Source organism: Pseudomonas sp. B23(2017) (genome assembly GCF_002113725.1).
GTDB lineage: Bacteria > Pseudomonadota > Gammaproteobacteria > Pseudomonadales > Pseudomonadaceae > Aquipseudomonas > Aquipseudomonas putida_Z.
Genome location: NZ_NEJM01000003.1, coordinates 358,366 through 383,702 on the forward strand (window position 1 = coordinate 358,366; position 25,337 = coordinate 383,702).

Annotated in this window: 22 protein-coding genes; 11 read left to right on the forward strand and 11 right to left on the reverse strand. The window is 64.5% G+C overall.

The window, feature by feature from the left end; all coding sequences use genetic code 11:
* Positions 1 to 4 precede the first annotated feature (4 nt).
* The 8 genes from CAG46_RS07360 (at position 5) to CAG46_RS07395 (ending at position 9,073) form a co-directional block, all read left to right on the forward strand.
* Entirely contained in the window at positions 5 to 1,447 is a 1,443-nt protein-coding gene (locus CAG46_RS07360; protein WP_025340584.1) for an alginate O-acetyltransferase, read from the forward strand.
* 7 nt (positions 1,448 to 1,454) lie between these two features.
* A complete protein-coding gene (locus CAG46_RS07365) occupies positions 1,455 to 2,558 on the forward strand; it encodes a mannuronate-specific alginate lyase (protein ID WP_085614310.1) in 1,104 nt (367 codons plus the stop codon).
* Between the two features lie 207 nt (positions 2,559 to 2,765).
* Entirely contained in the window at positions 2,766 to 4,223 is a 1,458-nt protein-coding gene (locus tag CAG46_RS07370; RefSeq protein WP_013974157.1) for an MBOAT family protein, read from the forward strand.
* A 10-nt stretch (positions 4,224 to 4,233) separates the two neighbouring features.
* On the forward strand, positions 4,234 to 5,391 hold the full coding sequence (locus CAG46_RS07375; RefSeq protein WP_085614311.1) for an alginate O-acetyltransferase: 1,158 nt from the start codon (positions 4,234 to 4,236) through the stop codon (positions 5,389 to 5,391).
* Between the two features lie 17 nt (positions 5,392 to 5,408).
* Positions 5,409 to 6,056 carry an alginate O-acetyltransferase AlgF gene (locus CAG46_RS07380; protein ID WP_075046290.1) on the forward strand — a complete coding sequence of 216 codons (648 nt, stop codon included), beginning with the start codon at positions 5,409 to 5,411 and terminating at the stop codon, positions 6,054 to 6,056.
* A 35-nt stretch (positions 6,057 to 6,091) separates the two neighbouring features.
* Positions 6,092 to 7,546 (forward strand): mannose-1-phosphate guanylyltransferase/mannose-6-phosphate isomerase, encoded by a 1,455-nt coding sequence (locus CAG46_RS07385; protein WP_025340588.1) that lies wholly within the window; start codon positions 6,092 to 6,094, stop codon positions 7,544 to 7,546.
* Positions 7,547 to 7,644: 98 nt separating this feature from the next.
* Positions 7,645 to 8,109 (forward strand): hypothetical protein, encoded by a 465-nt coding sequence (locus tag CAG46_RS07390; protein WP_015271749.1) that lies wholly within the window; start codon positions 7,645 to 7,647, stop codon positions 8,107 to 8,109.
* 151 nt (positions 8,110 to 8,260) lie between these two features.
* On the forward strand, positions 8,261 to 9,073 hold the full coding sequence (locus tag CAG46_RS07395) for an SDR family oxidoreductase (RefSeq protein ID WP_061552458.1): 813 nt from the start codon (positions 8,261 to 8,263) through the stop codon (positions 9,071 to 9,073).
* A gap of 130 nt (positions 9,074 to 9,203) precedes the next feature.
* Here CAG46_RS07395 and CAG46_RS07400 read toward each other — a convergent pair whose 3' ends face one another.
* The 5 genes from CAG46_RS07400 to CAG46_RS07420 all read right to left on the reverse strand — a co-directional run bounded on the left by CAG46_RS07400 (position 9,204) and on the right by CAG46_RS07420 (position 15,350).
* Entirely contained in the window at positions 9,204 to 9,998 is a 795-nt protein-coding gene (locus CAG46_RS07400; protein ID WP_025340590.1) for an SDR family NAD(P)-dependent oxidoreductase, read from the reverse strand.
* Between the two features lie 139 nt (positions 9,999 to 10,137).
* Positions 10,138 to 11,589, reverse strand: a complete 1,452-nt coding sequence (locus CAG46_RS07405; RefSeq protein ID WP_085614312.1) for an efflux transporter outer membrane subunit — start codon at positions 11,587 to 11,589, stop codon at positions 10,138 to 10,140.
* Positions 11,586 to 12,647 carry an HlyD family secretion protein gene (locus tag CAG46_RS07410; protein ID WP_085614313.1) on the reverse strand — a complete coding sequence of 354 codons (1,062 nt, stop codon included), beginning with the start codon at positions 12,645 to 12,647 and terminating at the stop codon, positions 11,586 to 11,588. The genes CAG46_RS07405 and CAG46_RS07410 overlap by 4 nt, the downstream gene beginning before the upstream one ends.
* 28 nt (positions 12,648 to 12,675) lie before the next feature.
* Entirely contained in the window at positions 12,676 to 14,214 is a 1,539-nt protein-coding gene (locus CAG46_RS07415; protein ID WP_085614314.1) for an MFS transporter, read from the reverse strand.
* Positions 14,215 to 14,441: 227 nt separating this feature from the next.
* Positions 14,442 to 15,350, reverse strand: coding sequence for a LysR family transcriptional regulator (locus CAG46_RS07420; RefSeq protein ID WP_085614315.1), 909 nt, complete (start codon positions 15,348 to 15,350; stop codon positions 14,442 to 14,444).
* Between the two features lie 271 nt (positions 15,351 to 15,621).
* On the opposite strand from CAG46_RS07420, the gene CAG46_RS07425 reads away from it, so the two are divergent.
* Complete coding sequence (locus CAG46_RS07425; protein WP_085592181.1) at positions 15,622 to 16,071, forward strand: universal stress protein; 450 nt, start codon at positions 15,622 to 15,624, stop codon at positions 16,069 to 16,071.
* Here CAG46_RS07425 and CAG46_RS07430 read toward each other — a convergent pair.
* The 5 genes from CAG46_RS07430 to CAG46_RS07450 all read right to left on the reverse strand — a co-directional run bounded on the left by CAG46_RS07430 (position 16,068) and on the right by CAG46_RS07450 (position 21,776).
* A complete protein-coding gene (locus tag CAG46_RS07430; RefSeq protein ID WP_085614316.1) occupies positions 16,068 to 16,727 on the reverse strand; it encodes an Abi family protein in 660 nt (219 codons plus the stop codon). The genes CAG46_RS07425 and CAG46_RS07430 overlap by 4 nt on opposite strands.
* A gap of 269 nt (positions 16,728 to 16,996) precedes the next feature.
* Positions 16,997 to 17,857 (reverse strand): HlyD family secretion protein, encoded by an 861-nt coding sequence (locus tag CAG46_RS07435; RefSeq protein ID WP_025340596.1) that lies wholly within the window; start codon positions 17,855 to 17,857, stop codon positions 16,997 to 16,999.
* A 10-nt stretch (positions 17,858 to 17,867) separates the two neighbouring features.
* Positions 17,868 to 18,068: a DUF1656 domain-containing protein gene (locus CAG46_RS07440; RefSeq protein WP_008097766.1), complete on the reverse strand. Its 201-nt coding sequence runs from the start codon at positions 18,066 to 18,068 to the stop codon at positions 17,868 to 17,870.
* A 4-nt stretch (positions 18,069 to 18,072) separates the two neighbouring features.
* Positions 18,073 to 20,250 carry an FUSC family protein gene (locus CAG46_RS07445; protein ID WP_025340597.1) on the reverse strand — a complete coding sequence of 726 codons (2,178 nt, stop codon included), beginning with the start codon at positions 20,248 to 20,250 and terminating at the stop codon, positions 18,073 to 18,075.
* On the reverse strand, positions 20,247 to 21,776 hold the full coding sequence (locus tag CAG46_RS07450; RefSeq protein ID WP_085614317.1) for an efflux transporter outer membrane subunit: 1,530 nt from the start codon (positions 21,774 to 21,776) through the stop codon (positions 20,247 to 20,249). Before CAG46_RS07450 ends, CAG46_RS07445 begins: the two co-directional genes overlap by 4 nt.
* 191 nt (positions 21,777 to 21,967) lie before the next feature.
* Here CAG46_RS07450 and CAG46_RS07455 point away from each other — a divergent pair, with 191 nt between their 5' ends.
* On the forward strand, positions 21,968 to 22,915 hold the full coding sequence (locus CAG46_RS07455; RefSeq protein ID WP_013974172.1) for a LysR family transcriptional regulator: 948 nt from the start codon (positions 21,968 to 21,970) through the stop codon (positions 22,913 to 22,915).
* Positions 22,916 to 23,094: 179 nt separating this feature from the next.
* Positions 23,095 to 24,069 (forward strand): D-glycerate dehydrogenase, encoded by a 975-nt coding sequence (locus tag CAG46_RS07460; RefSeq protein WP_085614318.1) that lies wholly within the window; start codon positions 23,095 to 23,097, stop codon positions 24,067 to 24,069.
* 134 nt (positions 24,070 to 24,203) lie between these two features.
* Here the strand turns inward: CAG46_RS07460 and CAG46_RS07465 are convergent, their stop codons facing one another.
* The gene (locus CAG46_RS07465; RefSeq protein ID WP_085614319.1) at positions 24,204 to 25,106 is read right to left on the reverse strand and encodes a DMT family transporter; all 903 of its coding nucleotides are present in this window, start codon (positions 25,104 to 25,106) and stop codon (positions 24,204 to 24,206) included.
* Between the last annotated feature and the right edge of the window lie 231 nt (positions 25,107 to 25,337).

The following is a 25,337-nucleotide window of genomic DNA, read 5'->3' on the forward strand; positions in this document are numbered from 1 at the left end:
GACCATGACTCCACATCTGATGAAACTGCTGGGCCTGTCCGCTGCCCTCCTGGCGATCAGCCAGGGCGTGCGCGCCGAAGACGTCAAGGCCCCTACCTTCAGCGCCGAGCCTTGCTGCCAGCTGTGCCCTGAAGCGCATGACGCCAGCCGCTACACCACCCGTTACCAGCAGAACTTCACCACGCTGGTGCAGGCCCAGGGCGACTGGCTGTTCCGTACCCGCGAAGACCTGCGCACCGAGTTCAATACCACCCCGGCCGGCTACAAGCGCCTGCAGCAAGTGCACGACGCGTTCAAGAAGCGCGGCGTGGAACTGGTGGTGGTGTATCAACCGACCCGTGGCCTGGTGAACCGCAACATGCTCAACCCGGCGGAAAAGGCTGCCTTCGACTACCAGAAGGCCCTGGGCAACTACCAGGCCATGCTCAAGCGCTTTGCCAGCATGGGCTACAACGTGCCCGACCTGTCGCCGCTGACCAACGAACAGCTGGCCGCTGCCGACCAGGGCAAGGACTTCTACTTCCGCGGCGACCAGCACTGGACGCCTTACGGCGCCGAGCGCGCGGCCAAGATCGTGGCCGATACCGTGCACAAGATGCCGGCCTTCGAAGGCATCCCGCGCAAGGAATTCGAAACGAAAAAGTCCGGGCGCATGGGCAAGACCGGCACCCTGCATAACGTGGCCGGCCAGCTGTGCGGCACCAGCTACGCCGTCCAGTACATGGACCAGTTCGCCACCGAGCCGAAAGGCTCCACCGGCGGCGGCGACGACCTGTTCGGTGACGGCGGCAACGCGCAGATCACCCTGGTCGGCACCAGCCACAGTGGCAAGAACTACAACTTCTCCGGCTTCCTCGAGCAGTACATCGGCGCCGACGTGCTCAACGTGGCCTTCCCTGGCGGTGGCCTGGAAGGTTCGATGATCCAGTACCTGGGTAGCGAGGAATTCCAGAAGAACCCGCCGAAGATCCTGATTTGGGAATTCTCCCCGCTGTATCGCCTGGACCAGGAAACCATCTGGCGGCAAATCCTTGGCCTGCTCGACGACGGCTGCGATGACCGCCCGGCCCTGATGAGCGCCAGCGCCACCCTCAAGCCCGGCAAGAACGAGCTGATGGTCAACGGCAAGGGCGGCGTGATCAAAGACCTGATCAACCGCAACATGCAGATGGACGTCAAGTTCGAAGACCCGTCGGTGAAGGTGCTGCAGGCCACCCTCTGGTACCTCAACGGCCGCCACGAGGACATCAAGCTGGAAAAACCGGAAACCTCCGACACCGACGGCCGCTTCGTCTTCCAGATGCGCGAAGACGAGGACTGGGCCAGCCAGAGCCTGCTGGCGTTCGAGGTGCAGGGGCCGGAAAGCGGTACCCAGAAGGTCGAAGCCAAGCTCTGCAAACGCAACAACTTCGCCGTGCCCGCGCAGACCGCGCAGGCCGGCCAGTGAGGCGACCATGATCCCGTTCAAGCGAATTTCCCGCCCCGCCCTGCTTGCCCTGGCGTTGTGCGGCGGTGCCGCGCACGCCGCGCTGGTACCGCCCCAGGGTTACTACGAGGGGATCGAAAAGCTCAAGACCGGCGACGGCAACTTCCGCTGCGAGGCTGCCCCCAAGCCATACACCGGTGCCCTGCAGTTCCGCAGCAAGTACGAAGGCTCGGACAAGGCGCGGGCAACGCTCAATGCCGACTCGGAAAAGGCCTTTCGCAAGTCCACCGAAGACATCACCACCCTTGAGAAAGGCGTGAGCAAGATGATCGGCCAGTACATGCGTGACGGCCGCCCGGCGCAGCTCGACTGCACCTTGGCCTGGCTGGGCGAATGGGCCCGCGCCGATGCGCTGATGTCCACCGACTACAACCACACCGGCAAGTCGATGCGCAAATGGGCGCTGGGCAGCATGAGCGGTTCGTGGCTGCGCCTGAAATTCTCCAATTCGCAGCCGCTGGCCGCGCACCAGGCCGAGGCCGAGCTGATCGAAAAATGGTTCGCCCGCATGGCCGAGCAGACCGTGCGCGACTGGAGCGACCTGCCACTGGAGAAGATCAACAACCACAGCTACTGGGCAGCCTGGGCGGTAATGGCCAGCGCCGTGGCCACCGACCGTCGCGACCTGTTCGACTGGGCCGTGAAGGAATACCGGGTTGGCGCCAACCAGGTCGACGAGCAGGGCTTCCTGCCCAACGAACTGAAGCGCAAGCAACGCGCCCTGGCTTACCACAACTACGCCCTGCCGCCGCTGGCGATGATCGCCAGCTTCGCTCAGGTCAATGGCGTGGATGTGCGCGGCGAGAACAACAACGCCCTGCAGCGCCTGGCGCAGCGGGTGTTGAACGGGTCGAAGGACCCCAGCGAGTTCAAGGCCCGCAATGGCGAGAAACAGGACATGAAAGACCTGAAGATCGACAGCAAGTACTCATGGATGGAGCCCTACTGCAGCCTGTATGCGTGCAGTGGCGACACCCTGCAACGCAAGCGCGGTATGCAGCCGTTCAACAGCTTCCGGCTGGGCGGCGACCTGACCCGGGTCTACGACCCGAGCGCAGAGAGCAAGAAGTAACACACCCCAATGTGGGGGTGGCACCTGTGGGAGCCGGCTTGCCGGCGATGGGCTGCGTAGCAGCCCCTGTCTACCGCTGGGCAAGGCTTCGCCTTGCATCGCCGGCAAGCCAGCTCCCACAGAGGTACTAGGTTGCCTTCCAGTCTTGCACTGGGGGGTTTGGGGGGCGCTTTGCCCCGGATGCTGTGAACAAAAAGGAGAACCGGGATGGTCTTCTCGTCCAACGTGTTCCTGTTCCTGTTCTTGCCGATCTTCCTCGGCCTGTACTACTTGAGCGGGCAACGTTATCGCAACCTGCTGCTGCTGGTCGCCAGCTACATCTTCTACGCCTGGTGGCGGGTGGACTTCCTGGCCCTGTTCGCCGGGGTCACCCTGTGGAACTACTGGATCGGCCTGAAAGTCGGCGCCGCCGGTGTGCGCACCAAGCCCGCGCAGCGCTGGCTGCTGCTCGGCGTCGGTGTCGACCTGGCGATCCTCGGCTACTTCAAGTACGCCAACTTCGGCGTCGACAGCCTCAACGCGATCATCTCCTCGTTCGGCCTGGAGCCGTTCATCCTCACCCACGTGCTGCTGCCGATCGGTATCTCGTTCTACATCTTCGAGTCGATCAGCTACATCATCGACGTGTACCGCGGCGACACCCCGGCCACCCGCAACCTGATCGACTTCGCGGCGTTCGTGGCGATCTTCCCGCACCTGATCGCCGGCCCCGTGCTGCGCTTCAAGGACCTGGTCGACCAGTTCAACAACCGCACCCACACCCTGGACAAGTTCTCCGAAGGCTGCACCCGCTTCATGCAGGGCTTCATCAAGAAAGTGTTCATCGCCGATACCCTGGCGGTAGTGGCCGACCACTGCTTCGCCCTGCAGAACCCGACCACCGGCGATGCCTGGCTCGGCGCCCTGGCCTACACCGCGCAGCTGTATTTCGACTTCAGCGGCTACAGCGACATGGCCATCGGCCTGGGCCTGATGATGGGCTTCCGCTTCATGGAGAACTTCAAGCAGCCGTACATCAGCCAGTCGATCACCGAGTTCTGGCGGCGCTGGCACATCAGCCTGTCGACCTGGCTGCGCGACTACCTGTACATCACCCTGGGCGGTAACCGCAAAGGCACGTTCAACACCTACCGCAACCTGTTCCTGACCATGCTGCTGGGCGGCCTGTGGCATGGCGCCAACTTCACCTACATCATCTGGGGCGCCTGGCACGGCATGTGGCTGGCCATCGAGCGCGCGCTGGGCATCGACACCAACCCGCAGCGTTTCAACCCGGTGAAGTGGGCATTCACCTTCCTGCTGGTGGTGGTCGGCTGGGTGATCTTCCGTGCCGAGAACCTGGAAGTGGCCGGTCGCATGTACGGCGCCATGTTCAGCTTCGGCGACTGGCAGCTGTCGGAACTCAACCGTGCCCAGCTCACCGGCCTGCAGGTAGCCACCCTGGTGGTCGCCTACATCACCCTGGCGTTCTTCGGCCTGCGCGACTTCTACCGCAACGCCAGGCCAACGCCCAAGGCCACCCCGGTGGAGGTCAACAGCGACGGTTCGATCGGCCTGGACTGGACCCGGGTGATGACCCGCGCCCTGGTGCTGCTGCTGTTCGTGGCCTCGATCCTCAAGCTTTCGGCGCAGAGCTACTCGCCGTTCCTTTACTTCCAGTTCTGAGGTTGATGACATGACCCGGACATTACGCATTACCTATTCGCTGTCGTTCCTCGGCCTGCTGGTGGGCATGGGCGTCTGGTCCACCAGTGGCCTGCAAAGCTTCCAGCGTACCGAGCAGATGACCCTGCTCAACGGCAAGCTGGCGAAGGCCGCCGAGACCCACTACGACGAGCAGTTCCCGATCAAGCGCCTGGGTACCAACCTGTGGGCGGCGATGGACTTCAAGCTGTTCAACGAAGGCCGCCCCGGCGTGGTGCTGGGCCGCGACCAGTGGCTGTTCAGTGACGAAGAGTTCAAGCCCACCGCCGGTGCCGAGCAGCTGATGCAGGAAAACCTGGCGCTGATCCGTGGCGTGCGCGACACCCTGCAGCAGCACGGCAGCCAGCTGGTGCTGGCGATCGTGCCGGCCAAGGCGCGGGTGTACGCCGAGTACCTGGGCAAGGAACTGCCGACCAGCCTGCATGACGACCTGTACAACCAGTTCCATGCCCAGGCACGCCAGGCCAACGTGTTCGCCCCGGACCTGATGGCACCCATGGAGCAGGCCAAGGCCCGCGGCCAGGTGTTCCTGCGCACCGACACCCACTGGACGCCGATGGGCGCCGAAGTGGCGGCGCAGGCACTGGCCGAAGCGGTCAACCGCCAGAGCCTGCTCAACGGCGACCCGCAGGCGTTCATCACCGAAGCCGGCAGCACCGCGCCATACAAGGGCGACCTGACCAACTTCCTGCCACTGGACCCGCTGTTCAGCAACCTGCTGCCAGCCCCGGACAACCTGCAGCAACGCACCACTCGCCCGGTCGAGGCCGAAGGTGAAGCCGGTGACGCACTGTTCGCCGACACGCAGATCCCGGTTGCGCTGGTGGGTACCAGCTACAGCGCCAACCCGCACTGGAACTTCCTCGGTGCGCTGCAGCAGGCCCTGCGCAGCGACGTGGCCAACTACGCCGAAGACGGCCATGGCCCACTACTGCCGATGCTCAAGTACCTGCAAAGCGATGCCTTCAAGAACGCCGCACCCCAGGTGGTGGTGTGGGAATTCCCCGAACGTTATCTGCCAATGAAGAACGACCTCAGCAGCTTCGATCCACAGTGGATCGCCCAGCTGAAGAACACCCGTAAATCCGAAGAAAACCTGGCTTTGTCGTCCACCCGGACAACCCACTGATCAGAGGAAACATACACATGACTACCAAGACTTCCATTGCCAAAGCCCTCACCCTCGCAGCCGGCCTGTCCCTGGCCTCCATGCAGGCCTTCGCCGGTGCCGACGCCGCGCTGTATGGCCCTAGCGCACCGAAAGGCTCGACCTTCGTGCGCCTGTACAACGCCTCCGGCGCACCGGCTGCAGCCTCGGTCGGCAACACCCAGATCAAGCAGGTTGGCGCCCAGGCCAGCAGCGACTTCAGCTTCCTGCCAGGGGGTGACTACACCGCCCAGGTCGGCGGCAAGAGCGTGCCGGTCAAGCTGGCTGCGGACAAGTACTACACCCTGGTCAACAGCGCCAGCGGCAACCCGCAGCTGATCGAAGAGCCGCCGTTCAAGAACAAGCAGAAAGCCCTGGTTCGCGTGCAGAACCTGAGTGACCAGCAACTGACCCTGAAGACCGCCGACGGCAAGACCGAAGTGGTCAAGCCGGTGGCCGCCAACGGCCGTGGCGAACGCGAAATCAACCCGGTCAAGGTCAACCTGGCGCTGTACCAAGGAGACAAGAAAGTGGGTGACGTCAAACCCGTCGCCCTGGAGCGCGGCGAAGCCGCAGTGCTGTACGTAACGGGTTCCGGCAACGCCTTGTCGCCGGTGTGGGTAACTCGCCCCGTGGCTAGCAACTGATTCCCCTGCCTCTCAACGACTATTGGAGAAACATGATGATCCCGGTAATTCTTTCTGGTGGTAGCGGTTCCCGTCTGTGGCCTCTGTCGCGCAAGCAGTTCCCCAAGCAGTTCCTGGCCCTGACCAGTGAACACACCCTGTTCCAGCAAACCCTCGAGCGCCTGGTGTTCGAAGGCATGGACACACCGATCGTGGTCTGCAACAAGGACCACAAGTTCATCGTCCAGGAGCAACTGGCCGCGCTGAAGCTGGAAACCCAAGGCATCCTGATGGAACCGTTCGGCCGCAACACCGCGCCGGCCGTGGCCATGGCTGCCATGAAACTGGTCAACGAAGGCCGCGACGAGCTGATGCTGGTGCTGCCCGCCGACCACGTGATCGAGGACCAGAAGGCCCTGCAACGCGCCCTGGCCCTGGCCACCGTGGCTGCCGAGCGTGGCGAGATGGTGCTGTTCGGCGTGCCGGCGACCAAGCCGGAAACCGGCTACGGCTACATCCGTTCCAGCCAGGACGCCCTGCTGCCTGAAGGCGTGGCGCGCGTGGCGCAGTTCGTCGAGAAGCCCGACGAAAAACGCGCCGCCGAGTTCGTCCAGGCCGGCGGCTACTTCTGGAACAGCGGCATGTTCCTGTTCCGTGCCAGCCGCTTCCTCGAAGAGCTGAAAAAGCACGACGGCGACATCTACGACACCTGCGTGCTGGCCCTGGAGCGCAGCCAGGAAGACGGTGATGTACTGAGCATCGACGAAGCCACCTTCGCCTGCTGCCCGGACAACTCCATCGACTACGCGGTGATGGAAAAGACCCAGCGCGCCTGCGTGGTGCCGATGTCGGCCGGCTGGAGCGACGTGGGCTGCTGGTCGTCGCTGTGGGAGGTGCACGAGAAGGACGACAACGGCAACGTCACCAAGGGCGACGTGGTGGTGCAGGACAGCCACAACTGCATGATTCATGGCAACGGCAAGCTGGTGTCGGTGATCGGCCTGGAAAACATCGTGGTGGTCGAGACCAAGGACGCCATGATGATTGCCCACAAGGACAAGGTCCAGGGCGTCAAGCAGATGGTCAAGACCCTCGACGAGCAGGGCCGCAGCGAAACCCAGAACCACCTGGAAGTGTATCGCCCGTGGGGCTCGTACGACTCGGTGGACATGGGCGGCCGCTTCCAGGTCAAGCACATCACCGTCAAGCCGGGCGCCAGCTTGTCGCTGCAGATGCACCACCACCGTGCCGAGCACTGGATCGTGGTGTCCGGCACCGCCGAGGTGACCTGTGACGAGAACGTGTTCCTGCTGACCGAGAACCAGTCCACCTACATCCCGATCGCCTCGGTGCACCGCCTGCGCAACCCGGGCAAGATCCCGCTGGAGATCATCGAAGTGCAGTCCGGCAGCTACCTGGGCGAGGATGACATCGAGCGCTTCGAGGATGTGTACGGGCGTACCTCTACACCCATCGAGCGTGGTGTTTCGGTGAAGACCATCGCGCAGTAATGCAACCCCTGGGGCCGCTTTGCGGCCCCGCTTTTTGAGCCACTCCCCATTTCGGGCTACGATGGTCAGACTCCGCGCAACCAAGGTCTGCCCGCCCCATGATCATCGGTGCCTTCCTCATCCTCACCTGGCTAGTGCTGCTGTTGCGCTACCCGGCCAAGGCCCTGCCGATCTCGCTGGCTGCCGTTTGTGGCCTGGGCCTGGTGGCCCTGTTCGTCGTCTGGCAGGACACCCGCGAAACCTCGCAACTGGCCCGCCTGGACCTGCGCCTGACCTACGCCCCCGAACACTGCCCCGCCGACCGCGCCCTGCAGGTGCGCATGAAGAACGGCAACGACGTGCCGCTGACCGAGCTGCGCTGGCGAGTGGCTGCTTACGCTCCGGGCGATACCGTGAACCTGGCGGAGAACACCTACAACGCCCCGCGCTACCGTGGGCCGGGTGAACTGCAGCCAGGGGCCGAGTGGAAAGACTGCCTGCCACTGCCGCCACTGCGTTCCGGGTACAGGCCGCAGACCCTGGAGTTTCGGGCAGAGCATCTGCAAGGTACGTTTGCCAACTAATGTATCGCCTGTGCCGGCCTCTTCGCGGGTAAACCCGCTCCCACAGGGACTACACAGGTCTCAAATTCTGTGGGGTACCTGTGGGAGCGGGTTTACCCGCGAAGAGGCCGGCACAGGAAAAACCAATCCTCCCTGACAACAGGCCCCAACCATGCCCACCGTCCTGATCACCGGTTGTTCCAGCGGCATCGGCCGCGCCCTGGCCGACGCCTTCCGCGATGCCGGCCACCACGTCTGGGCTACCGCCCGCAAACCTGAGGATGTCGAGCAACTGAACGCCGCCGGTTTCACCGCCCGGCAACTTGATGTGAACGACAGCGAGGCGCTGGCCCGCCTGGCCGAGGAACTGGTAAACCTCGATATCCTGATCAACAACGCCGGCTACGGCGCCATGGGCCCGCTGCTCGATGGCGGTGTGGATGCCCTGCGCCAGCAGTTCGAAACCAACGTATTCGCCGTGGTCGGCGTTACCCGCGCATTGTTCCCACAGCTACGCCGCTCACGGGGCCTGGTGGTGAACATCGGCAGCGTATCAGGCGTGCTGGTCACGCCGTTCGCCGGCGCCTACTGCGCCTCGAAAGCAGCCGTGCATGCCCTGAGCGATGCCTTGCGCCTGGAACTGGCGCCGTTTGGTGTGCAGGTAATGGAAGTGCAGCCAGGAGCGATTGCCTCGCAGTTCGCCAGCAATGCCCAGCGCCAGGCCGAGCAGGTGCTGGCGACGGATTCGGCGTGGTGGCCGTTGCGCGAGCATGTGCAGGCACGGGCGCGAGCTTCGCAGGACAAACCGACCTCGGCGGCGGTGTTTGCCCAGGGCGTGTTGGCAGCAGTCGGGAAGTCGCCGGTGCCAGCGGTGGTGCGGTTGGGGAACGGCAGTACGGCGTTGCCGTTGATGGCCCGGTTACTGCCGCGGCGGGTGCTGGATTGGGCGTTGCGCAAGCGGTTTGGCCTGCTGCGCCCGCTCTGATTGATTGGTTGTCTGTGCTGGCCTCTTCGCGGGTAAACCCGCTCCCACAGGTACCCACAGAATTTGAGTCCTGTGCGATCCCTGTGGGAGCGGGTTTACCCGCGAAGAGGCCGGTACAGGCAGTAACGAATCAGGCAATGGAACGCAGCACCCCGCCATCCACCCGCAAGGCAGCCCCGGTAGTGGCACTGGCCTGCATCGATGCCAGGTACACCACCATGTTCGCCACCTCCTCCACCGTCGCCAGCCGCTTGATCAGCGAGGTCGGCCGGTGCTCGGCCAGGAAGTTGGCTTCCAGCTCTTCAGTCGACACCCCCTGCTCCTCGGCCAGCTTGGCAAAGAAGTCGCCCACACCTTCCGAACGCGTAGGCCCAGGCAGCACCGAATTCACCGTCACCCCGGTGCCGGCCAGGGTCTCGGCCAGCCCGCGCGACACCGCCAGCAACGCAGTCTTGGTCATGCCGTAATGAATCATCTCGGTCGGGATCTGCAGCGCCGACTCACTGGACAGGAACACCACCCGCCCCCATTTGCGCTCGGCCATGCCTTGGGCATAGTGGCGCGACAGGCGAACGGCGCTGAGCACATTGACGTCGAAGAAACGCTGCCAGTCCTCATCCCCGATCTCGAAGAACGGCTTGGGCTCGAAGATGCCCAGGTTGTTGACCAGGATGTCGGTGTGCGGTACTTGGTTGAACAACTTCTGCGCACCGGCCTGGGTGCCCAGGTCGGCAGCGATGCCGATGATGCGCGCCTGCGGCAGGCGTTCGCGCACAACTTTGAGAGCTTCGTCGACCCGGGCCTGGGTGCGACCGTTGAGGACCACTTCGGCCCCCGCCTCGGCCAGGCCGATGGCGATGGCCAGGCCGATGCCGGCGGTGGAGCCGCTGACGATGGCGCGCTTGCCGTTCAGGGAAATGTGCATCTGTGCCTCCTCGGTAATCAGGACAATTGCCGGGGCTGCTTTGCAGCCCATCGCGACACAAGGCCGCTCCTACATGCGGACGCGATCTCCTGTAGGAGCGGCCTTGTGTCGCGATGGGCCGCAAAGCGGCCCCAAAAAATCACACTTTCTTCACAGGCTGCTCATCAAACGCCTGCCAGCCACCACCCAGGGCCTTGTAAAGCCCCACCAACGCCTGCGACACCGCCGCCGAACTGTCGATCCACTGCTCCTCGCTGGCCAGCAGGGCACCCTGCACAGTCAGCACATTGAGAAAGTCCACCGCCCCTTCCACATACTGGCGCTGGGCAGTTTCCAGGGCGATGCGGTTCTGCCGCACCGCCTCGGCCAGGTGGTCGCGGCGCAGCTGGCTGGCGTTGTACAGGCGTAGCACATCGTCGATTTCATGCCAGGCACCCAGCACCACCTTGCGGTAGTTCAGCGCCGCTTCCTGCTGCTGCGCCTCGCGCAGTTCCAGGGTGCCCTTGAGCCGGCCACCCTCGAAGATCGGCAGCGACAGCTGTGGCCCGAAGGCGAACCGGCGTGAATCCCAGGCGCCGAAATCGGACAGCTGCATGGCCTGGAACCCGACACTGCCCGACAGCCGGATGCTGGGGTAGAAGTCGGCCTTGGCCACGCCGATGCTGGCAGTGGCAGCATGCAGGCGGGCCTCGGCCTGGCGAATGTCCGGGCGGCGCTCGGCCAGTTCGGACGGCAGGCCAATGGCGAACTTCTGCTGCGGCGCAGGCAGTTCGCCGCCCTGCAGCAACTCGGCCTGCAGGCTGCGCGGCGGTTCGGCGGCGAGCAGGCTGAGGGCGTTGATCAGGTCATCGCGCCGCGCTTCCAGGCTTGGCAGGCGCGACTCGATGGAGGCGACCTGGGCACTGGCCTGGGCCACGTCCAGGCGCGTGGCGACACCTTCGGCCTGGCGGTTTTCGGACAACTTCAGACTGTGCTGGGCGACCTTGAGGTTGTCGCGGGTCACATCGATGGTGTGCTGCACGGCGCGCAGCTGGATGTAGTTGCCGGCGGTTTCCGAAAGCAATGCCAGCAGCACGCCCCGGCGGTCGTTCTCGGCCACTTCGACCGTGGCATCGGCAGCCTCGACCTGGCGCCGCACACGGCCCCACAGGTCCAGCTCCCAACCGGCCACCAGGTCGCCCTGCCAGAGGTTGAAGGCTTCCTTGCCCGCCTTGCCGGACGGGTCACTCAGGCCTTCGGCACTGTTGCGCGAGCGGCTGTAGCCAGCGTTCACGTCCACCGACGGTACTTGGTCGGCAGCCACGGTGCTGCGCAGGGCGCGGCTTTGCAGCAGGCGGGCACTGGCCATCTGCAGGTCGAGGTTGCGCTCGGCAACGCGCTGGATCAAGGCACTCAGGCGGGCATCGTGGAAGCTCTCCCACCAGCGCAGTTCCAGCGGTTCGGCCTGCGGCTGGCTGGCCGCCGCCTCACCTTGCAGCGGCGCCCACTGTTGCGGTGCCTGGCTGTCAGGGCGCTGGAAGTCCGGCCCAAGGGTGCAGCCAGCCATCAATACAGCCAGCAGCAACGGGCTCAAGCGTAATGCCGGTTTCATCGTGCGCTTACCTCTTTGCCGTCCAGCTTGTCGCCACGGGTGTCGATGGTCGCTTCCACCGACATGCCCACGCGCAGGCGGGCAAGCAGCGGCTGGCCGTCATCGAAAACGATCTTCACCGGGATGCGCTGCACCACCTTGGTGAAGTTGCCGGTAGCGTTGTCCGGCTTGACCGCGGCGAAGGTCACGCCGGTGGCCGGGGCGATGCTTTCCACATGGCCTTGCAGCTTCTCACCGGCAAAGGTGTCGACGCTGATGCTCACGGCCTGGCCAGGCTGTACGTGGGTCAGCTGGGTTTCCTGGAAGTTGCCGACCACGTAGGCCTGCTGCAACGGCACCACCGACAGCAGGCGGGCGCCCGGGTTGACGTAGGCACCGACACGCAAGGCGCGCTCGCCGACCATGCCGTCCACCGGCGCGGTGATGCGGGTGTAGGACAGATCGAGCTGGGCCTTTTCCAGCCCTGCCTCGGCCCGCTTCAGCTGGCCGTCGGCACTGGCCACCTGGGCGGTAAGGATATCCACCTGCTTGCGTGCCGCTACCAGCGCCGCCTGGGCATTGGCCAGGCGTGCGCGGGCCTGGTCGACACCGCTGCGCGCCTGCTGGGCGTTCTGCACGGTGCCGGCGCCCTGCTCGGCCAGGCGGCTGTAGCGGTTGACCTCATGGTCGGCGAACGCAGCTTCGGCCTGGGCAGCTTTCACTGCGGCCTCGGCCTGGGCAATCAGCGACGCCTGGCGCTCGAGGGTGGCACGGGCATCGGCGCTTTGCGCCTGGGCCACCAGCAACTGCGCCTGCGCGGCATCCAGCGCGGCCTGGTAGTCACGGGCATCGATGGTCGCCAGCAACTGGCCGGCCTTGACCTCCTGGTTGTCCTCCACCAGCACCTCCTTGATGAAGCCGGCGATCTTGGGCGCGACCACGGTGTAGTCGGCGATCACATAGGCGTCATTGGTGCTCTGGCGGTGGTCACTGCCGAACATCCAGGGGCCAGCGATGCCGGCCAGGACGGCCACGGCAAGCACCGAGCCGATGAACAGGGTTTTGCGGTTGTTGGTCATTTCAGTGGTTCTCGAATTCATCCAGGGTTCAGGCCACCGCGCGCGGCGGATAGACCCGGGTAGGCACGAAAGGAATCAGGCAGATCAGGGCCACGGCAATGCAGGCCATGACCAGGTAGAGGTCGGCCGAGGTCAGCACCAGCGCCTGGTCGTGGATGCGCCTGGCCAGGCCGGCTGCGTTACCGTCGACCAGCGGGGCGTTGCCCAGGCTGTCCACCAGGTGGTTGGAATGGAAGTGCCGGCGCAGGGTGCCAAGGGCGTCCAGCAGGCCACCGGCGATCACCGCGGCCAGGCCCTTGACGGTGTTGAACCAGCTGGAGGCGAACGGGCCTTCCTGCGGGGTCATGCCGTTGGTGGACAGCATCAGCAGCGGCAGCACTGCCATTGGCTGGCCGAACACCTGCAGCAGGTAGAACGGGTAGAAGTCGCCACGGATCCACTCGCTGGTCAGCAGGCTGCTGCCGACGCAGGACACCGCCAGCATCGCCAGGCCGATGCCCAGCACCCAACGGCAGTCCACCGCGCGGATGTTGCACAGCGCCGCCGTCAGCGGCAGGGCGATCAGCTGCGGCATGGCCACCAGCATCATCAGCGGGCTGGTCTGCGCCGGGCGGTAGCCCTGGATCTGCGCCAGGTAGGCCGACGGAATGCTGCCAACACCCGAGAGCACGATCAGCACACCGGCCAGGGTCACCAGGGCGAAACTCAGGTTGCGCCGTGACAGCATGCGCAACTGGAAGAACGGCAGCGGCTCGGACCATTCGTTGTACATGAACAGCACCAGCAACAGCAGGCCACCGCCGAGCAACCAGCAGATCAGCGGCGAATCGAACCAGCCCCAGCGGTCACCCAGCGACAGGCCCAGCACGATGCAGCTGATGGCGGGCAGGCCGAGCAGCACGCCGCGCCAGTCGAACTGCTTGAAGCGCTCCAGGCGCAGCGGGTCCTGCGGCAGGCCCCAACCGACGCAGAACATGGCCAGCGCCGAGGGCAGGATGATCTGCCAGAACGCCCACTGCCAACCGACGTATTCGGTCCACAGCCCTGCCAGCGGCGTGCCGAGGTTGGGGCCGAAGGTGGCGGTGAGGGCATAGCAGGCCAGGCCATAGACCTTGATGCCCGGTGGCAGGAAGCGCAGGGCCACGCTCATCAACATCGGCGGCAAGGCGCCAGAGGCGAAGCCCTGGAGCACACGCAGCAGCATCAGGCTGTGCAGGTTGGGGGCGAACGGTTGCAGCAGGCCGAGCATGGCGAACAGGCCGATGGCGCTCATGGTGAAGCGCCGCAGCGAGAACGTGGTGGCCAGCCATGGCGCGAAGGCCATGGCCGAGACCGAGGCGGCGCTGTAGACCGCCAGCAGCCAGGCGCCTTCGTCGGCACCGATGCCCATGGCCCCACGGATATCGGCCAGGGAGATCTTGGTCACCGACTCGTTGAGGCCCGCGCACAACACGGCCAGCAGCACACCGAACAGCCCGACCACTACCTGCAGGCCGAACGCAGTCTGCGCAGGCGCGGCCGGCGCGGGGGCGGCAATCGCGGCAGACGGGGCGGACAGGGAACTCATGGGCAGACATCTCCAGCAACAAATTTGCGACTGGAGCAAGTCTAAGAAGGTCGAATGCTGACGAAAACTGACTTATCGGTAGGTTTATGTTGCGCTGGACGCAATCCACCTTTTGCAGGTCTGGCCCTATCGCCGGCAAGCCAGCTCCCACAGGTACTGCGCAGGTCTCGAAATGTGCACAAATTCTGTGGGAGCTGGCTTACCGGCGATGAGGCCCTTACAGGCAATCAAGGGTCGACACTGCAGCAAGCCTTCAGGGTCTGCCGCAACCACCGATGTGCCGGGTCATTGTGAAACCGTGGGTGCCATGCCTGCAGCACGGTCACTCGCTCCAGCGGCACCGGGATCTCGAACGAGCGCAGCGGCAGCCCGAGCTTGTGCACGCTGTTGAGGATGTTGGCCGGCATCGGCAGGATCAGGTCGGAATCCGGCAGCGAGAACAGCGCCGAGTGAAAACTCGGGGTAATCAGCGCCACCCGCCGCTGCACCTTGAAGTTGGCCAGTTCCACATCGATCGGTCCATTGGCACGGCCACGGCGGGACACGCTGATCTGTGGATAACTGGCAAAACTGTGCGCCGTGATCGGCTGCTCGAAAATCGGGTGGTCGCGCCGCGCCAGGCCCACGTAGTAGGTCTGGAACAGGCTCTGCACCTTGATCTCCGGCCCCAGGTCCACGGTCGAGCTGATGATCAGGTCGGTACGCCCGTCGCGCAGCACGCTGTCATCATCGCCGCCGGGGCTTTCCGGCACGAAGCGCAGCACCGTGCGCGGTGCCTGCTCGTGCATGCGCCGCAGCAACTGGGCACCGTACAGGGCGATGAACAGGTCGTTGGTGCGGATGTTGAAGGCCCGGTCAAGCTTGGGCAGGTCGACCTCGTCGCCACTGCGGAACACTTCGCCGGCCTGCTCCACCAACGCCGCCACCTGATCGCGCAGGGCCAGCGCCCGCGGCGTCGGCACCAGGCCGCGACCGGCGCGCACCAGGATCGGGTCACCCAACGCATCGCGGATACGCCCCAAGGTCCGGCTCATCGCCGCCGGGCTCAGGTTCATGCGCTGCGCTGCGCCGACCACGCTGCCCTCGTCGAGCAGGGCATCGAGGGCGACGAGCAGGTTCATGTCCGGGAGTTGCATGGCCGTTTTCCGTTACAGCTGTGGGGGATGGCGATGGTAGCAGGTTGCTGGATTGCACCAGACGCAATGCGCTCGTGCGTGGTGGGGCATTTATCCTGAGGGTGGATTGAGCCAAGAATGAGGAATGGCAGGTTCGGCCTCTTCGCGGGTGAACCCGCTCCCACAGTGACTGCACAGGCTTTGAATACTGTGGCGCACCTGTGGGAGCGGGTTTACCCGCGAAGAGGCCAGAACAGACAACCCCTTAGCCAGCCTGAAACAAGGATTCCACATGCCCAGCCCTGTCCTGATCGCCATCGACGCCTCCCCTGCATCCACCGCCCTGCTCACCCTCGCCCGCCGCTACTGCCGCCCCGGCGAACACGAACTGCACGTGCTGCTGGCCATCGACTCTACCTTCGCCGTCCACGACCAACCCGCGCCTTACACCGCAGAAGAACTGGAAGAATACCCCGCCGCCTGCGAAGAGCAGCACCAGGCCGACCAGGCCGTGGCCGAGGCGGTGCGCGAGTTGCAGCAAGCCGGCTTCGCCAGCCGGGGCTGCATGGTGGCCGGGCAGCCGGTCGAGGCGATCGTGGCCAAGGCGCAGGAACTGAACTGTGAACTGATCATCATGGGCCACCGCCACCTGTCGCGGCTGGGGCGGATGCTGGACCCGTCGATCAGCGCGAAGGTAATTGATCGGGTGAAGGTACCAGTATTGGTGGGGGCTGCTGGTTAGCAGTCATAGGCGGTGCAGCAAACCCAGTTTGACCATGCTTCGGAAAAACCATCATAGCGGGTAAGCCAAGGCTTCAACTCCGGGCTTACCCAACCAATAACTTCCAGGCAGAGCAGATGCCGTTGCCGAATATCGGGTTCCAACCAGAGCAAGGCATCGTGGTGAGCTGCTCGATTGCGTAGATCCCGAATCAGATTCAATACCTTTGAAATTTCATTTCTTTGGCGCCTTTTCTTCGGGCACCGGGGGAAGGCAAGGCGTAACTCCTTCCAGAGCGCCTGCTCGTGCCTGGTGTTCAGCAGGGAGACCCAAAAACCAAAGCTAAGATCAGAAATGATTTTGTCAGGTGTTGCGGCATGGCGCTTCACCTTGATCGATGCCTTGGCCTTCTCGATTTCCGACCTGTCGACAGCAGTGAGTGACTCCGCCACCTCCCACCAATCGGCTCGCCCGTACTTGAGCCGCAAAGCCTGATGCATGGCGTTGCGCAGGCTGACTTCCAGTACGTGCAGGCACGGGTAGATTGCTTGCCCAAGCAGCATGTTATGGGCATACGCAGTAGCGGCGGCGGTTTTACGAGGGTTGATGGCGTATCGAGCAAGGCGAGGCTTGGAAAAAGCCTGCTCAAGAAATTGGCTCCAGTCCTGGTTTGTCAAACTCGTCCTTCCTGTATTAGCATTCGCGATGCAGCCCTATGTCGCCCTCTCCCAGAAGACCTGATGGTCATGCTGGTGATGACGCTAGGTACGTATCAATGGCCCCGCATTGCGGGGCCATTCCTTTTCCGACTCACTGCCAGAGCAAGCTGCAGGCGACTCGAAAACGGCATTGTGCAGCGCGAGCTACAGGCGACTCATGACATCCGCTTCCTACCCTCGTGTAGTCCTTTTCCTGAAGACGCCAAAAAGTCCAACCTAAGCTGTGATCATCCCTCGCTCGGCTTCACCACCACCGTACAAGTCGTCCCCGCCGCCAGCAAAAACCCGTCCGGCACTTCATCGATATGAATGCGCACCGGCACCCGCTGCGCCAGCCGCACCCAGTTGAAGGTCGGGTTCACATCGGCGATCAATTCGCGGCTCTGTGGGTTGTCGCGGTCGTAGATGCCGCGGGCGATGCTCTCCACATGGCCCTTGATGCGCTCGCCGCTCATCATCTGCAGCTCGGCCTGGTCACCCACCTTCACATGCGGCAGCTTGGTCTCCTCGAAGAACCCGTATACCCAGAACGAGTTCTCGTCGACCACCGCCATCACCGCTTCACCGGTACGCGCATAGTCACCCTTGTGGATATTCAGGTTGGTCACGTAGCCGTCCACCGTGGCCACGATATGCGTGCGCTTGAGGTTCAGTTCGGCGGCGGCCAGTTCGGCAAGGGCCTGCTGGTAGTCCGCCTGGGCGGAGTTGGCGATGTTGCTGGCGTCGTCGCGGTTTTCCTTGGAGATCACCAGGTTGTCCATGTCGGCACGGCGCTTGGCGTTGACCTTGCGCATCTCCCAGGTGGCCTTGCGCGAAGCGACCAGCGCCTTGGCCTGGTCGACCGCCAGCTGGTAATGCTCGGGGTCGATCTGGATCAGCAGGTCGCCCTTCTTCACCCGCTGGTTGTCCTTGACCGGCACGTCCACCACATAGCCAGGCACGTCGGCAGCGACGTTGATGATGTCGGCACGCACACGGCCGTCGCGGGTCCATGGCGTGGTCATGTAGTGCAGCCACAACTGGCGACCGATCACCACGGCAGCGGCAAGCACCAACAAGGTGGCGATCAGGCTGAAGAACTTTTTCATCGAAGGATTCTCACCAGTAGAGCGACAGCGCCAAAGCGCCGAACAGGCAGACGAACAGGCTCAGGCGCAGCAGCGCCGGGTGCCAGAAGAAGCGGTAGCCATCATGGCTGGCAATGAACCGGTCCAGGCCCCAGGCCAGGCCCAGGGCGAACAGGAACATCAAGGTCATGGTGGGCATGTACACGCCATGGAAGGCGATTTCACGGGGCATGGTTTCACGGAGCATCGTGCAGTCCTTTCGCCGGTGCCAACGGCGACTGTGGGTCGAGCAGGGAAGAACGGATGAAGTGCAGGTAGCTTTGCGCGCGGCGCAGCACCGAAGTGTCGAAGTGGCGGGCGAAGGGCTCGTCGGTGGCCTGCACGCGGGCGATGGCGTGGTCCACCGCCACCAGCGCGCGTTCGTGGTTGCTGGCGCTGGGCTGCAGGAACAGCCGGGCCAGGGCACGGCCCATCACGCGGATCGCCTGGCGCCAGGGCTGCGACTCGGCGTAGGCCGGGTGCACCGGCGCACGGGCCTGTTCCTTGCGCAGCTCGATGATGGCGTGGCCGATTTCCAGCACGGTGAACATCCAGCCCATCAACTGGCTCTGTACCTGCGGCTTGCCGGCTGCCAGGCCATAGGCCTGGTGCAGCAGGTCACGGGTGCGGCTTTCGAAGGCGGTGCCGATGCCGCGCAGGCGGCCGCTGATGGCGAACAGCACCTGCTCGCGCAGTTCCTGCTCCAGGCGGCTCCACAGCCAGCGGCTGTTGGGCGGCAGGATGATCGCACCGGCAGCGGCACAGACGAACATGCCGATGACCATGCCGATGTAGTCGTTGATGAAGGTGTATGGGTCATACACGGTGAGGTTGTTCGGCACCGAACCGATGGCGAAGAACACCAGCAGGCCGATGCCGTAGCCGGCATAGGCCGGCCGTGACGAGAGGAACGCGCCCAGCACGAACACCGGTGCCAGGACCATGCACAGCAGCGGGAAACCGTCGATCCAGGGGAACACGAAGAAGGTTTCGAAGAAGCCGACGAAGGCACCAATCGCCGTGCCGCAGGCCATCTGGAACGACATGCGCTTGGGGTTCGGCGAGGCTGCCGACAGGCCCACGGTGACGGTGGCGATCAGGGTCATCATGGCGCCGCTGGGCCAGTCGCTGAACAGCCAGTAGCTGCCCAGCAGCAACAGCACCGCCGAGGCGCGCACACCGGCGGCCAACGATACCAGCCAGCTGGTCTGCGCCACGTAGGGCTCATCCCACTGCTCGCGTTCATGCCGGTGCGCGGCCAGCGAGGCGTGGGTTTCGGCGTAGCCGTACATCTCGTCGACGAAGCGGTAGAGCAGCTCGAAGGCGGTGTGGAAGTCGAGCAGGTCGGACTCGCTCGGCTCAGTTGCCAGGTACTCGGCGCGCAGGCCGCGCACCTGTGCCTGCAAGCCTTCCTTGTAGGCGGCCAGCTCCAGGGTCAGGCGCAGCGCATCGGCGTCGGTCAGCGCCCGGCCCACGTAGGGCTGCAACAGCTCCACCAGGGTGTTCAGGCCTGGCTCGATGGCGCCGACGATCTGCAGCGGGCCGCGGGCGCGCAGGCGCTCCAGCAATCGGTGCAGGGCATTGAAGCGTGTGGTGATGGCCATGAACTCGCTGTTCATGCGCACCAGGCGACCAGAGCGCCGGCGCATGTGCGGGTCTTCGAAGGCGGTAACGTTGCGCAGGCTCTCGAGGCCCACTGCTTCAGCGACGAAGCGCACGTTACTGCTCTCGAAGCGGTCCCGCTGGCTTTCGCCGCGCAGGGCCTCGACCACCACCCCGGCGAACACGCCAAAGCGCTGGTACAGGGCGTTGCGCATGGCGGCACTGGCCGACTGCGGCAGGATCGCGGCGCTGACGAAGGTCGACACCAGAATGCCCAGGGCGATTTCCAGCACCCGCCATACCGCCGCCATGAACGCCTGGTCAGGGTGCTCCAGCACCGGCAGGCCGATCATCGCCGCGGTGTAGCCGGCCAGCACGAAACCATAGGCGCGGAAGGTGCGGTAGCGCATTGCACCGGCCGAGCACAGGCCTACCCACAGGGCCAGGCTGGGCAGGAACAGCTCGGTGTTCTGCGGGAATATGGCGATCAGCGCCACCATCATCGCCGAGCCGGCCAGGGTGCCGAGCACTCGGTAGAAGCTCTTGGCGAACACATGCCCGCTTTGCGGCTGCATGACGATGAACACGGTGATCATCGCCGTGCGCGGTTGCGGCAACTCCAGGCGCATGGCCAGCCACAGGGTGATGAACGCAGCGGCCAGCACCTTGAAGATGTACACCCAGGTCACCCCGTCGGTGCGCGCCCAGGCAAAGAAGCCCCGGCGCCATTCCAGGCTCTGCAGCCAGCGCACGGGCAAACTGGAAGTGCTCATTCGGCGTTATCCGGCTTCTTGTCGAAAATGGCCAGGGTGGCCGGGGTTTTCGGTGCGGCCTGGCGCTCCTCTTTCGGCACATCCTGACCAGCCTGCAAGCCACCGCCCAGGGCGGTGACCAACTCGGCATGGGCAATCAGGCGGGCAGCCTGCACCTGCTGTTGCACCTGCTGCTGGCGGAACAGCAAAGTCTGGGCGTTGAGCACGTTGAGGTAGTCGGTAAGGCCACGCTGGAAGGCGACCATGGCGATGTCGTAGGTTTTCTGCGCGGCCGCGACCGACTCGGCGGCGAAGTGCGACTGCTCCTTCATCGACTCACGGCGGATCAGCTGGTCGGAGATGTTCTTCAGCGCACCGACCACGGTCTGGTTGTAGCGCGCCACGGCCACGTCATAGCCCGCCGAGGCCACGCCCAGCTGCGAGCGCAGGCGGCCACCGTCGAAGATCGGCAGGCTGATGGCCGGGCCGACGTTGTAGTTGAACTTGCGCCCGGTGAGGAATTCCAGCGGGCCACCACCGGTTGCCATGAAGCCAAGGCTGCCGACCAGGTCGACGTTGGGGAAGAAGCCGGCATGGGCGACATCGATGCCCCGCGCCTGGGCGGCCACCTGCCAACGGCTGGCGACCACGTCAGGGCGCTGGCCGACCAGTTCGGCCGGCAGGTTCGACGGCAGCTTCAGCGGCGCGGCCAGGGCCAGGCTCGGGCGCTGCAACTGTGCGCCCTCCCCCGGGCCCTTGCCGGCCAGGGCGGCCAGCTGGTTGCGGGCCAGGGCAATTTCTTCGTCCAGGCTGTCGAGCTGGCGGTGGGTTTCCGGCAACGGCGCTTCGGCCTGGCTGACTTCGAAGTGAGTGCCGATGCCGGCATCCAGGCGGCGCTTGGCCAGGGCCAGGATCTGCTCCTGCTGTTCCAGCTCGGCCTTGACGATATCGCGCTGGGCGAAGTGCAGGCTCAGCTGGATGTAGGCGCGCACCACGTTGTTCTGCAGTTCCAGTTGCGCCTGGCGGGCTTCGGCCACGCTCATGTGCGCCTGGTCCACGGCCTGCTCGCTGGCGTTGCGTTCGCGGCCCCACAGGTCAAGTGCATAGCTGAAGCCAATGGCGGCGTTGTTGTCCCAGGTATTGGCGCCGGACAGCGCGCCCGGGCCGTAGAACTGGTCTTCAGGCCAGTTGTGGCGCTTGAGCGTGGCCTGGCCGTTGCCCTGGAGTTTTTCCGCCGACTCGACCACGCCAGCCATGGCCTTGGCTTCGCGTACCCGCGCCGCAGCCATGGCCAGGCCCGGGCTGCCGGCCACGGCCAGGGCAACCCAGCGGTCCAGCTGTGGGTCGCCATAGGCGTGCCACCACTGCTGGTCGGGCCAGTGGGCGTCGGTCGCGGCTTCGCGTATGGCCGCGTCGGTGGTCAGGTTGTTGGCTTGCAGCGTCTTGCTTTGCGGGGCAATGCCCCAGGTTCCGATACAGCCGCTCAAGGTGAGGGCAAGGGCACAGGCACTGAACGCATTGAGCGTTCTGATGATGCGACGCGGCACAGCTGCGATTTCCCGAGGAAGAGGTAAAGGGGCCGGGCAATTCTAGGGGGCGGCAGCACTGGCGATAAGCGTGGATTCCTGCGAATCTTTGTTACCAAAACAGCGATAATCCGCCTTTGGTCGAAGGCAACTTTTCATCTCTTTTACGTTACTTCGTGACACAATTTTGTCCTCTACATCGAGAGTGACCCATGGACACCCTGCAAAACATGCGTGCTTTCAGTTGCGTAGCCCAACTCGGCAGCTTTACCGCTGCCGCCGGGCAACTGGATACGACCACCGCGAACGTGTCGCGGGCGGTCTCCAACCTGGAAGCCCATCTGCAAACAAGGCTGCTCAACCGCACCACCCGCCGCATTGCGCTGACCGAAGCCGGCAAGCGCTACCTGATGCGTTGCGAACAGATTCTTACCTATGTCGAAGAAGCCGAGGCCGAGGCCAGCGACGCCCATGCCCGCCCGGCCGGGCAGTTGAAGGTGCACTCGATGACCGGGGTCGGTCAGCACTTCGTGGTCGACGCCATCGCCCGCTACCGCGAATCGCACCCGGACGTGACCTTCGACCTGACCATGGCCAACCGCGTGCCAGACCTGCTCGACGAGGGCTATGACGTGTCCATCGTGCTGGCCACCGAACTGCCCGACTCGGGGTTCGTGTCCCAGCGCCTGGGCATCACCTACAGCATCGTCTGCGCCTCGCCCGCCTACATCGCCCGCCACGGCGTTGCGCACAAGCCTGCCGACCTGCTCAAGCACGCCTGCCTGCGCATGGTCAGCCCGGTGATCCCGTTGGAGAAATGGCTGTTCGACGGGCCGGAAGGCCAGGAGATGGTCAACATCACCAGCTCGCCGTTCATGGTCAATACTGCCGATGCCATGAAGACCGCCATCCGCAGCGGCATGGGCGTGGGCGTGCTGCCGATCTATTCGGCCATCGACGGCCTGCGCGATGGCAGCCTGGTACGGGTGCTGCCCGAGTACCGGCTGCAGGAGCTGAACCTGTACGCCATCTACCCGTCGCGGCAGTACCTGGATGCCAAGATCAAGACCTGGGTGGAGTACCTGCGCAACTCGCTGCCGGAGATTCTGGCAGCCCATGAGGCGGACCTGAAAACCCATCAGGTGATGATCGCCAACTAAAAAGCTGCTGCATTGCGAGGGCGGACAATGGTAGGTTGCTAACCATTGCCGGCCTCTTCGCGGGTAAACCCGCTCCCACAGGTACACCACTGCCTTCCAGGCCTGTGCAATACCTGTGGGAGCGGGTTCACCCGCGAAGAAACCACCACCGCCCCACCGCCTTGCAGAGAAGTTGCCCGATGAAAAAGACCGTCCTGGCCTTCAGCCGTATCACCCCGGCCATGGCCGAACGCCTGCAGCAAGACTTCAACGTGATCGTGCCGAACCCCAAGCTCGGCGACATCAATGCCCAGTTCAACGAAGCCCTGCCCGAGGCCCATGGCCTGATCGGCGTTGGCCGCAAGCTCGGCCGGGCGCAACTCGAAGGGGCGGCCAGGCTGGAGGTGGTATCCAGCGTGTCGGTCGGCTACGACAACTACGACCTGGACTACTTCAACGAACGCGGCATCGCCTTGACCAACACCCCAGATGTGCTGACCGAAAGCACCGCCGACCTGGGCTTTTCGCTGATCATGGGCTGCGCCCGCCGCACCGCCGAGCTGGATGCCTGGACCAAGGCCGGCAACTGGCAAGCCACCGTAGGCCCGGCCCACTTCGGCAGCGATGTGCACGGCAAGACCTTGGGCATCGTCGGCATGGGCAACATCGGTGCCGCCATTGCCCGCCGCGGCCGGTTCGGTTTCAACATGCCGGTCATCTATTCCGGCAACAGCCGCAAGAACGCGCTGGAGCAAGAGCTGGGCGCGCAGTTCCGCAGCCTGGAGCAACTGCTGGCCGAAGCCGACTTTGTCTGCATCGTGGTGCCGTTGTCCGATGCCACCCGCAAGCTGATCGGTGCGCGTGAGTTGCGACTGATGAAGCCGAGCGCGTTCCTGATCAACATCGCCCGCGGGCCGGTGGTGGACGAGGCGGCGCTGATCGAGGCACTGCAGAACGGCACCATTCGCGGTGCGGGCCTGGACGTGTACGAGAAAGAGCCGCTGAGCGATTCGCCGCTGTTCAAGCAGCCCAATGCCCTGACCTTGCCGCACGTTGGCTCGGCCACTGCCGAAACCCGCGAGGCCATGGCCAACCGGGCAATCGACAACCTGCGCGCGGCGCTGCTGGGTGAGCGGCCGCGGGATCTGGTGAATCCACAGGTGTGGAAGGGCTGATAGGCCTCTACTGCCTGCACCGGCCCTTTCGCGGGTAAACCCGCTCCCACAGGTATTGCACAGGCTCTGAGGGCTGTGGGGTACCTGTGGGAGCGGGTTTACCCGCGAAGAGGCCGGCACAGGCAACCCATCACCTATTTGGCAACCACAACACCCTCAGCCACCCTGGCCTTGGGCTTGCGAAACACCAGCACATTCCCCGCCATCACCGCCACCAGCCCCAACAAGGCCGGCGCTGTCCACTGATACCCCTCGGCCACCGCCGACACGTTCAACGCCACCAACGGGAACAGCACCGTGCAGTACGCTGCCCGCTCCGGCCCCATGCGCCCGACCAGGGTCAGGTAGGCGGTAAAGGCGATCACCGAGCCCGGCACCACCAGGTACAGCAACGAGCCGATGTACCGCACGTTCCACTCCATGCTGAATGGCACGCCGCTGACCACGCAGAACACCGCCAGCATCACCGCCCCGTAGACCATGCCCCAGGCATTGGTATTCATGGGTTTGAGCCCGGCTTTCTGCTGCATGCTCGACAGCATGTTGCCGGCCGAGAAGCACAGCGTGCCGAGCAGCGCCAGGCCAAGGCCGTACAGGGTTTCGCGGCTGGCCGAGTGGTGGGACAGCTCGGGCCAGAACAGCAGCCCCAGGCCAAGTAGCCCCAAGGCGCCACCGCCGAGCACGTTGCTGGCGATCTTCTGGCCGAAGAAGATCCGCGCGTTGAGTGCGTTCCACAGGGTGGCGGTGGAGAACACCACGGCGATCAGGCCGCTGGCAATCCACTGGCTGGCGCTGAGGAAGCAGATGAAGTTGACGCAGAACAGGCACAGGCCCTGGGCCAGACAGATCTGGTGACCACGCCGGTTCATTGGCTGCAGGCGGCGGGTGAGCAGCAGGAAGGCGAACAGGATCAGCCCGGCCAGGGCGAAGCGGTAGACGATCGAGACCGGAATGGCGACCACACCCAGCTGGAGTTTAAGGGCGATCCAGGTGGTGCCCCAGATCAGGACGGTTAGCAGGTAGAGTGACAGGTTCATGGCGGCGGTTCCTTGGGCCTTTCAGGATCGGTGCCCGGCGCTTCGCGGCTAAAGCCGCTCCCACAAGGACCGCGCTGCTCTCGAGGCTGGCGCGGTCCCTGTGGGAGCGGGTTCACCCGCGAATCGAGGGCGCAGCCCTCGCCGAGGCATTTCAGTGTTCTCCTGTCGAACACCCACGCGCTTGCACAAACTTGCGCATTTGTCCCGCGGGTAGCTGTAAGCCTGGCCAAG

Coding starts and splice junctions, on each gene's coding strand:
- CAG46_RS07410 (WP_085614313.1), bottom strand. CDS start 12,647: ATGACCAACAACCGCAAAACCCTGTTCATCGGCTCGGTGCTTGCCGTG.
- CAG46_RS07390 (WP_015271749.1), top strand. CDS start 7,645: ATGATCATCGGTGCCTTCCTCATCCTCACCTGGCTAGTGCTGCTGTTG.
- CAG46_RS07445 (WP_025340597.1), bottom strand. CDS start 20,250: ATGAGCACTTCCAGTTTGCCCGTGCGCTGGCTGCAGAGCCTGGAATGG.
- CAG46_RS07380 (WP_075046290.1), top strand. CDS start 5,409: ATGACTACCAAGACTTCCATTGCCAAAGCCCTCACCCTCGCAGCCGGC.
- CAG46_RS07420 (WP_085614315.1), bottom strand. CDS start 15,350: ATGCAACTCCCGGACATGAACCTGCTCGTCGCCCTCGATGCCCTGCTC.
- CAG46_RS07425 (WP_085592181.1), top strand. CDS start 15,622: ATGCCCAGCCCTGTCCTGATCGCCATCGACGCCTCCCCTGCATCCACC.
- CAG46_RS07455 (WP_013974172.1), top strand. CDS start 21,968: ATGGACACCCTGCAAAACATGCGTGCTTTCAGTTGCGTAGCCCAACTC.
- CAG46_RS07405 (WP_085614312.1), bottom strand. CDS start 11,589: ATGAAACCGGCATTACGCTTGAGCCCGTTGCTGCTGGCTGTATTGATG.
- CAG46_RS07385 (WP_025340588.1), top strand. CDS start 6,092: ATGATCCCGGTAATTCTTTCTGGTGGTAGCGGTTCCCGTCTGTGGCCT.
- CAG46_RS07440 (WP_008097766.1), bottom strand. CDS start 18,068: ATGCCCCGTGAAATCGCCTTCCATGGCGTGTACATGCCCACCATGACC.
- CAG46_RS07400 (WP_025340590.1), bottom strand. CDS start 9,998: ATGCACATTTCCCTGAACGGCAAGCGCGCCATCGTCAGCGGCTCCACC.
- CAG46_RS07360 (WP_025340584.1), top strand. CDS start 5: ATGACTCCACATCTGATGAAACTGCTGGGCCTGTCCGCTGCCCTCCTG.
- CAG46_RS07415 (WP_085614314.1), bottom strand. CDS start 14,214: ATGAGTTCCCTGTCCGCCCCGTCTGCCGCGATTGCCGCCCCCGCGCCG.
- CAG46_RS07370 (WP_013974157.1), top strand. CDS start 2,766: ATGGTCTTCTCGTCCAACGTGTTCCTGTTCCTGTTCTTGCCGATCTTC.
- CAG46_RS07435 (WP_025340596.1), bottom strand. CDS start 17,857: ATGAAAAAGTTCTTCAGCCTGATCGCCACCTTGTTGGTGCTTGCCGCT.
- CAG46_RS07465 (WP_085614319.1), bottom strand. CDS start 25,106: ATGAACCTGTCACTCTACCTGCTAACCGTCCTGATCTGGGGCACCACC.
- CAG46_RS07365 (WP_085614310.1), top strand. CDS start 1,455: ATGATCCCGTTCAAGCGAATTTCCCGCCCCGCCCTGCTTGCCCTGGCG.
- CAG46_RS07395 (WP_061552458.1), top strand. CDS start 8,261: ATGCCCACCGTCCTGATCACCGGTTGTTCCAGCGGCATCGGCCGCGCC.
- CAG46_RS07460 (WP_085614318.1), top strand. CDS start 23,095: ATGAAAAAGACCGTCCTGGCCTTCAGCCGTATCACCCCGGCCATGGCC.
- CAG46_RS07375 (WP_085614311.1), top strand. CDS start 4,234: ATGACCCGGACATTACGCATTACCTATTCGCTGTCGTTCCTCGGCCTG.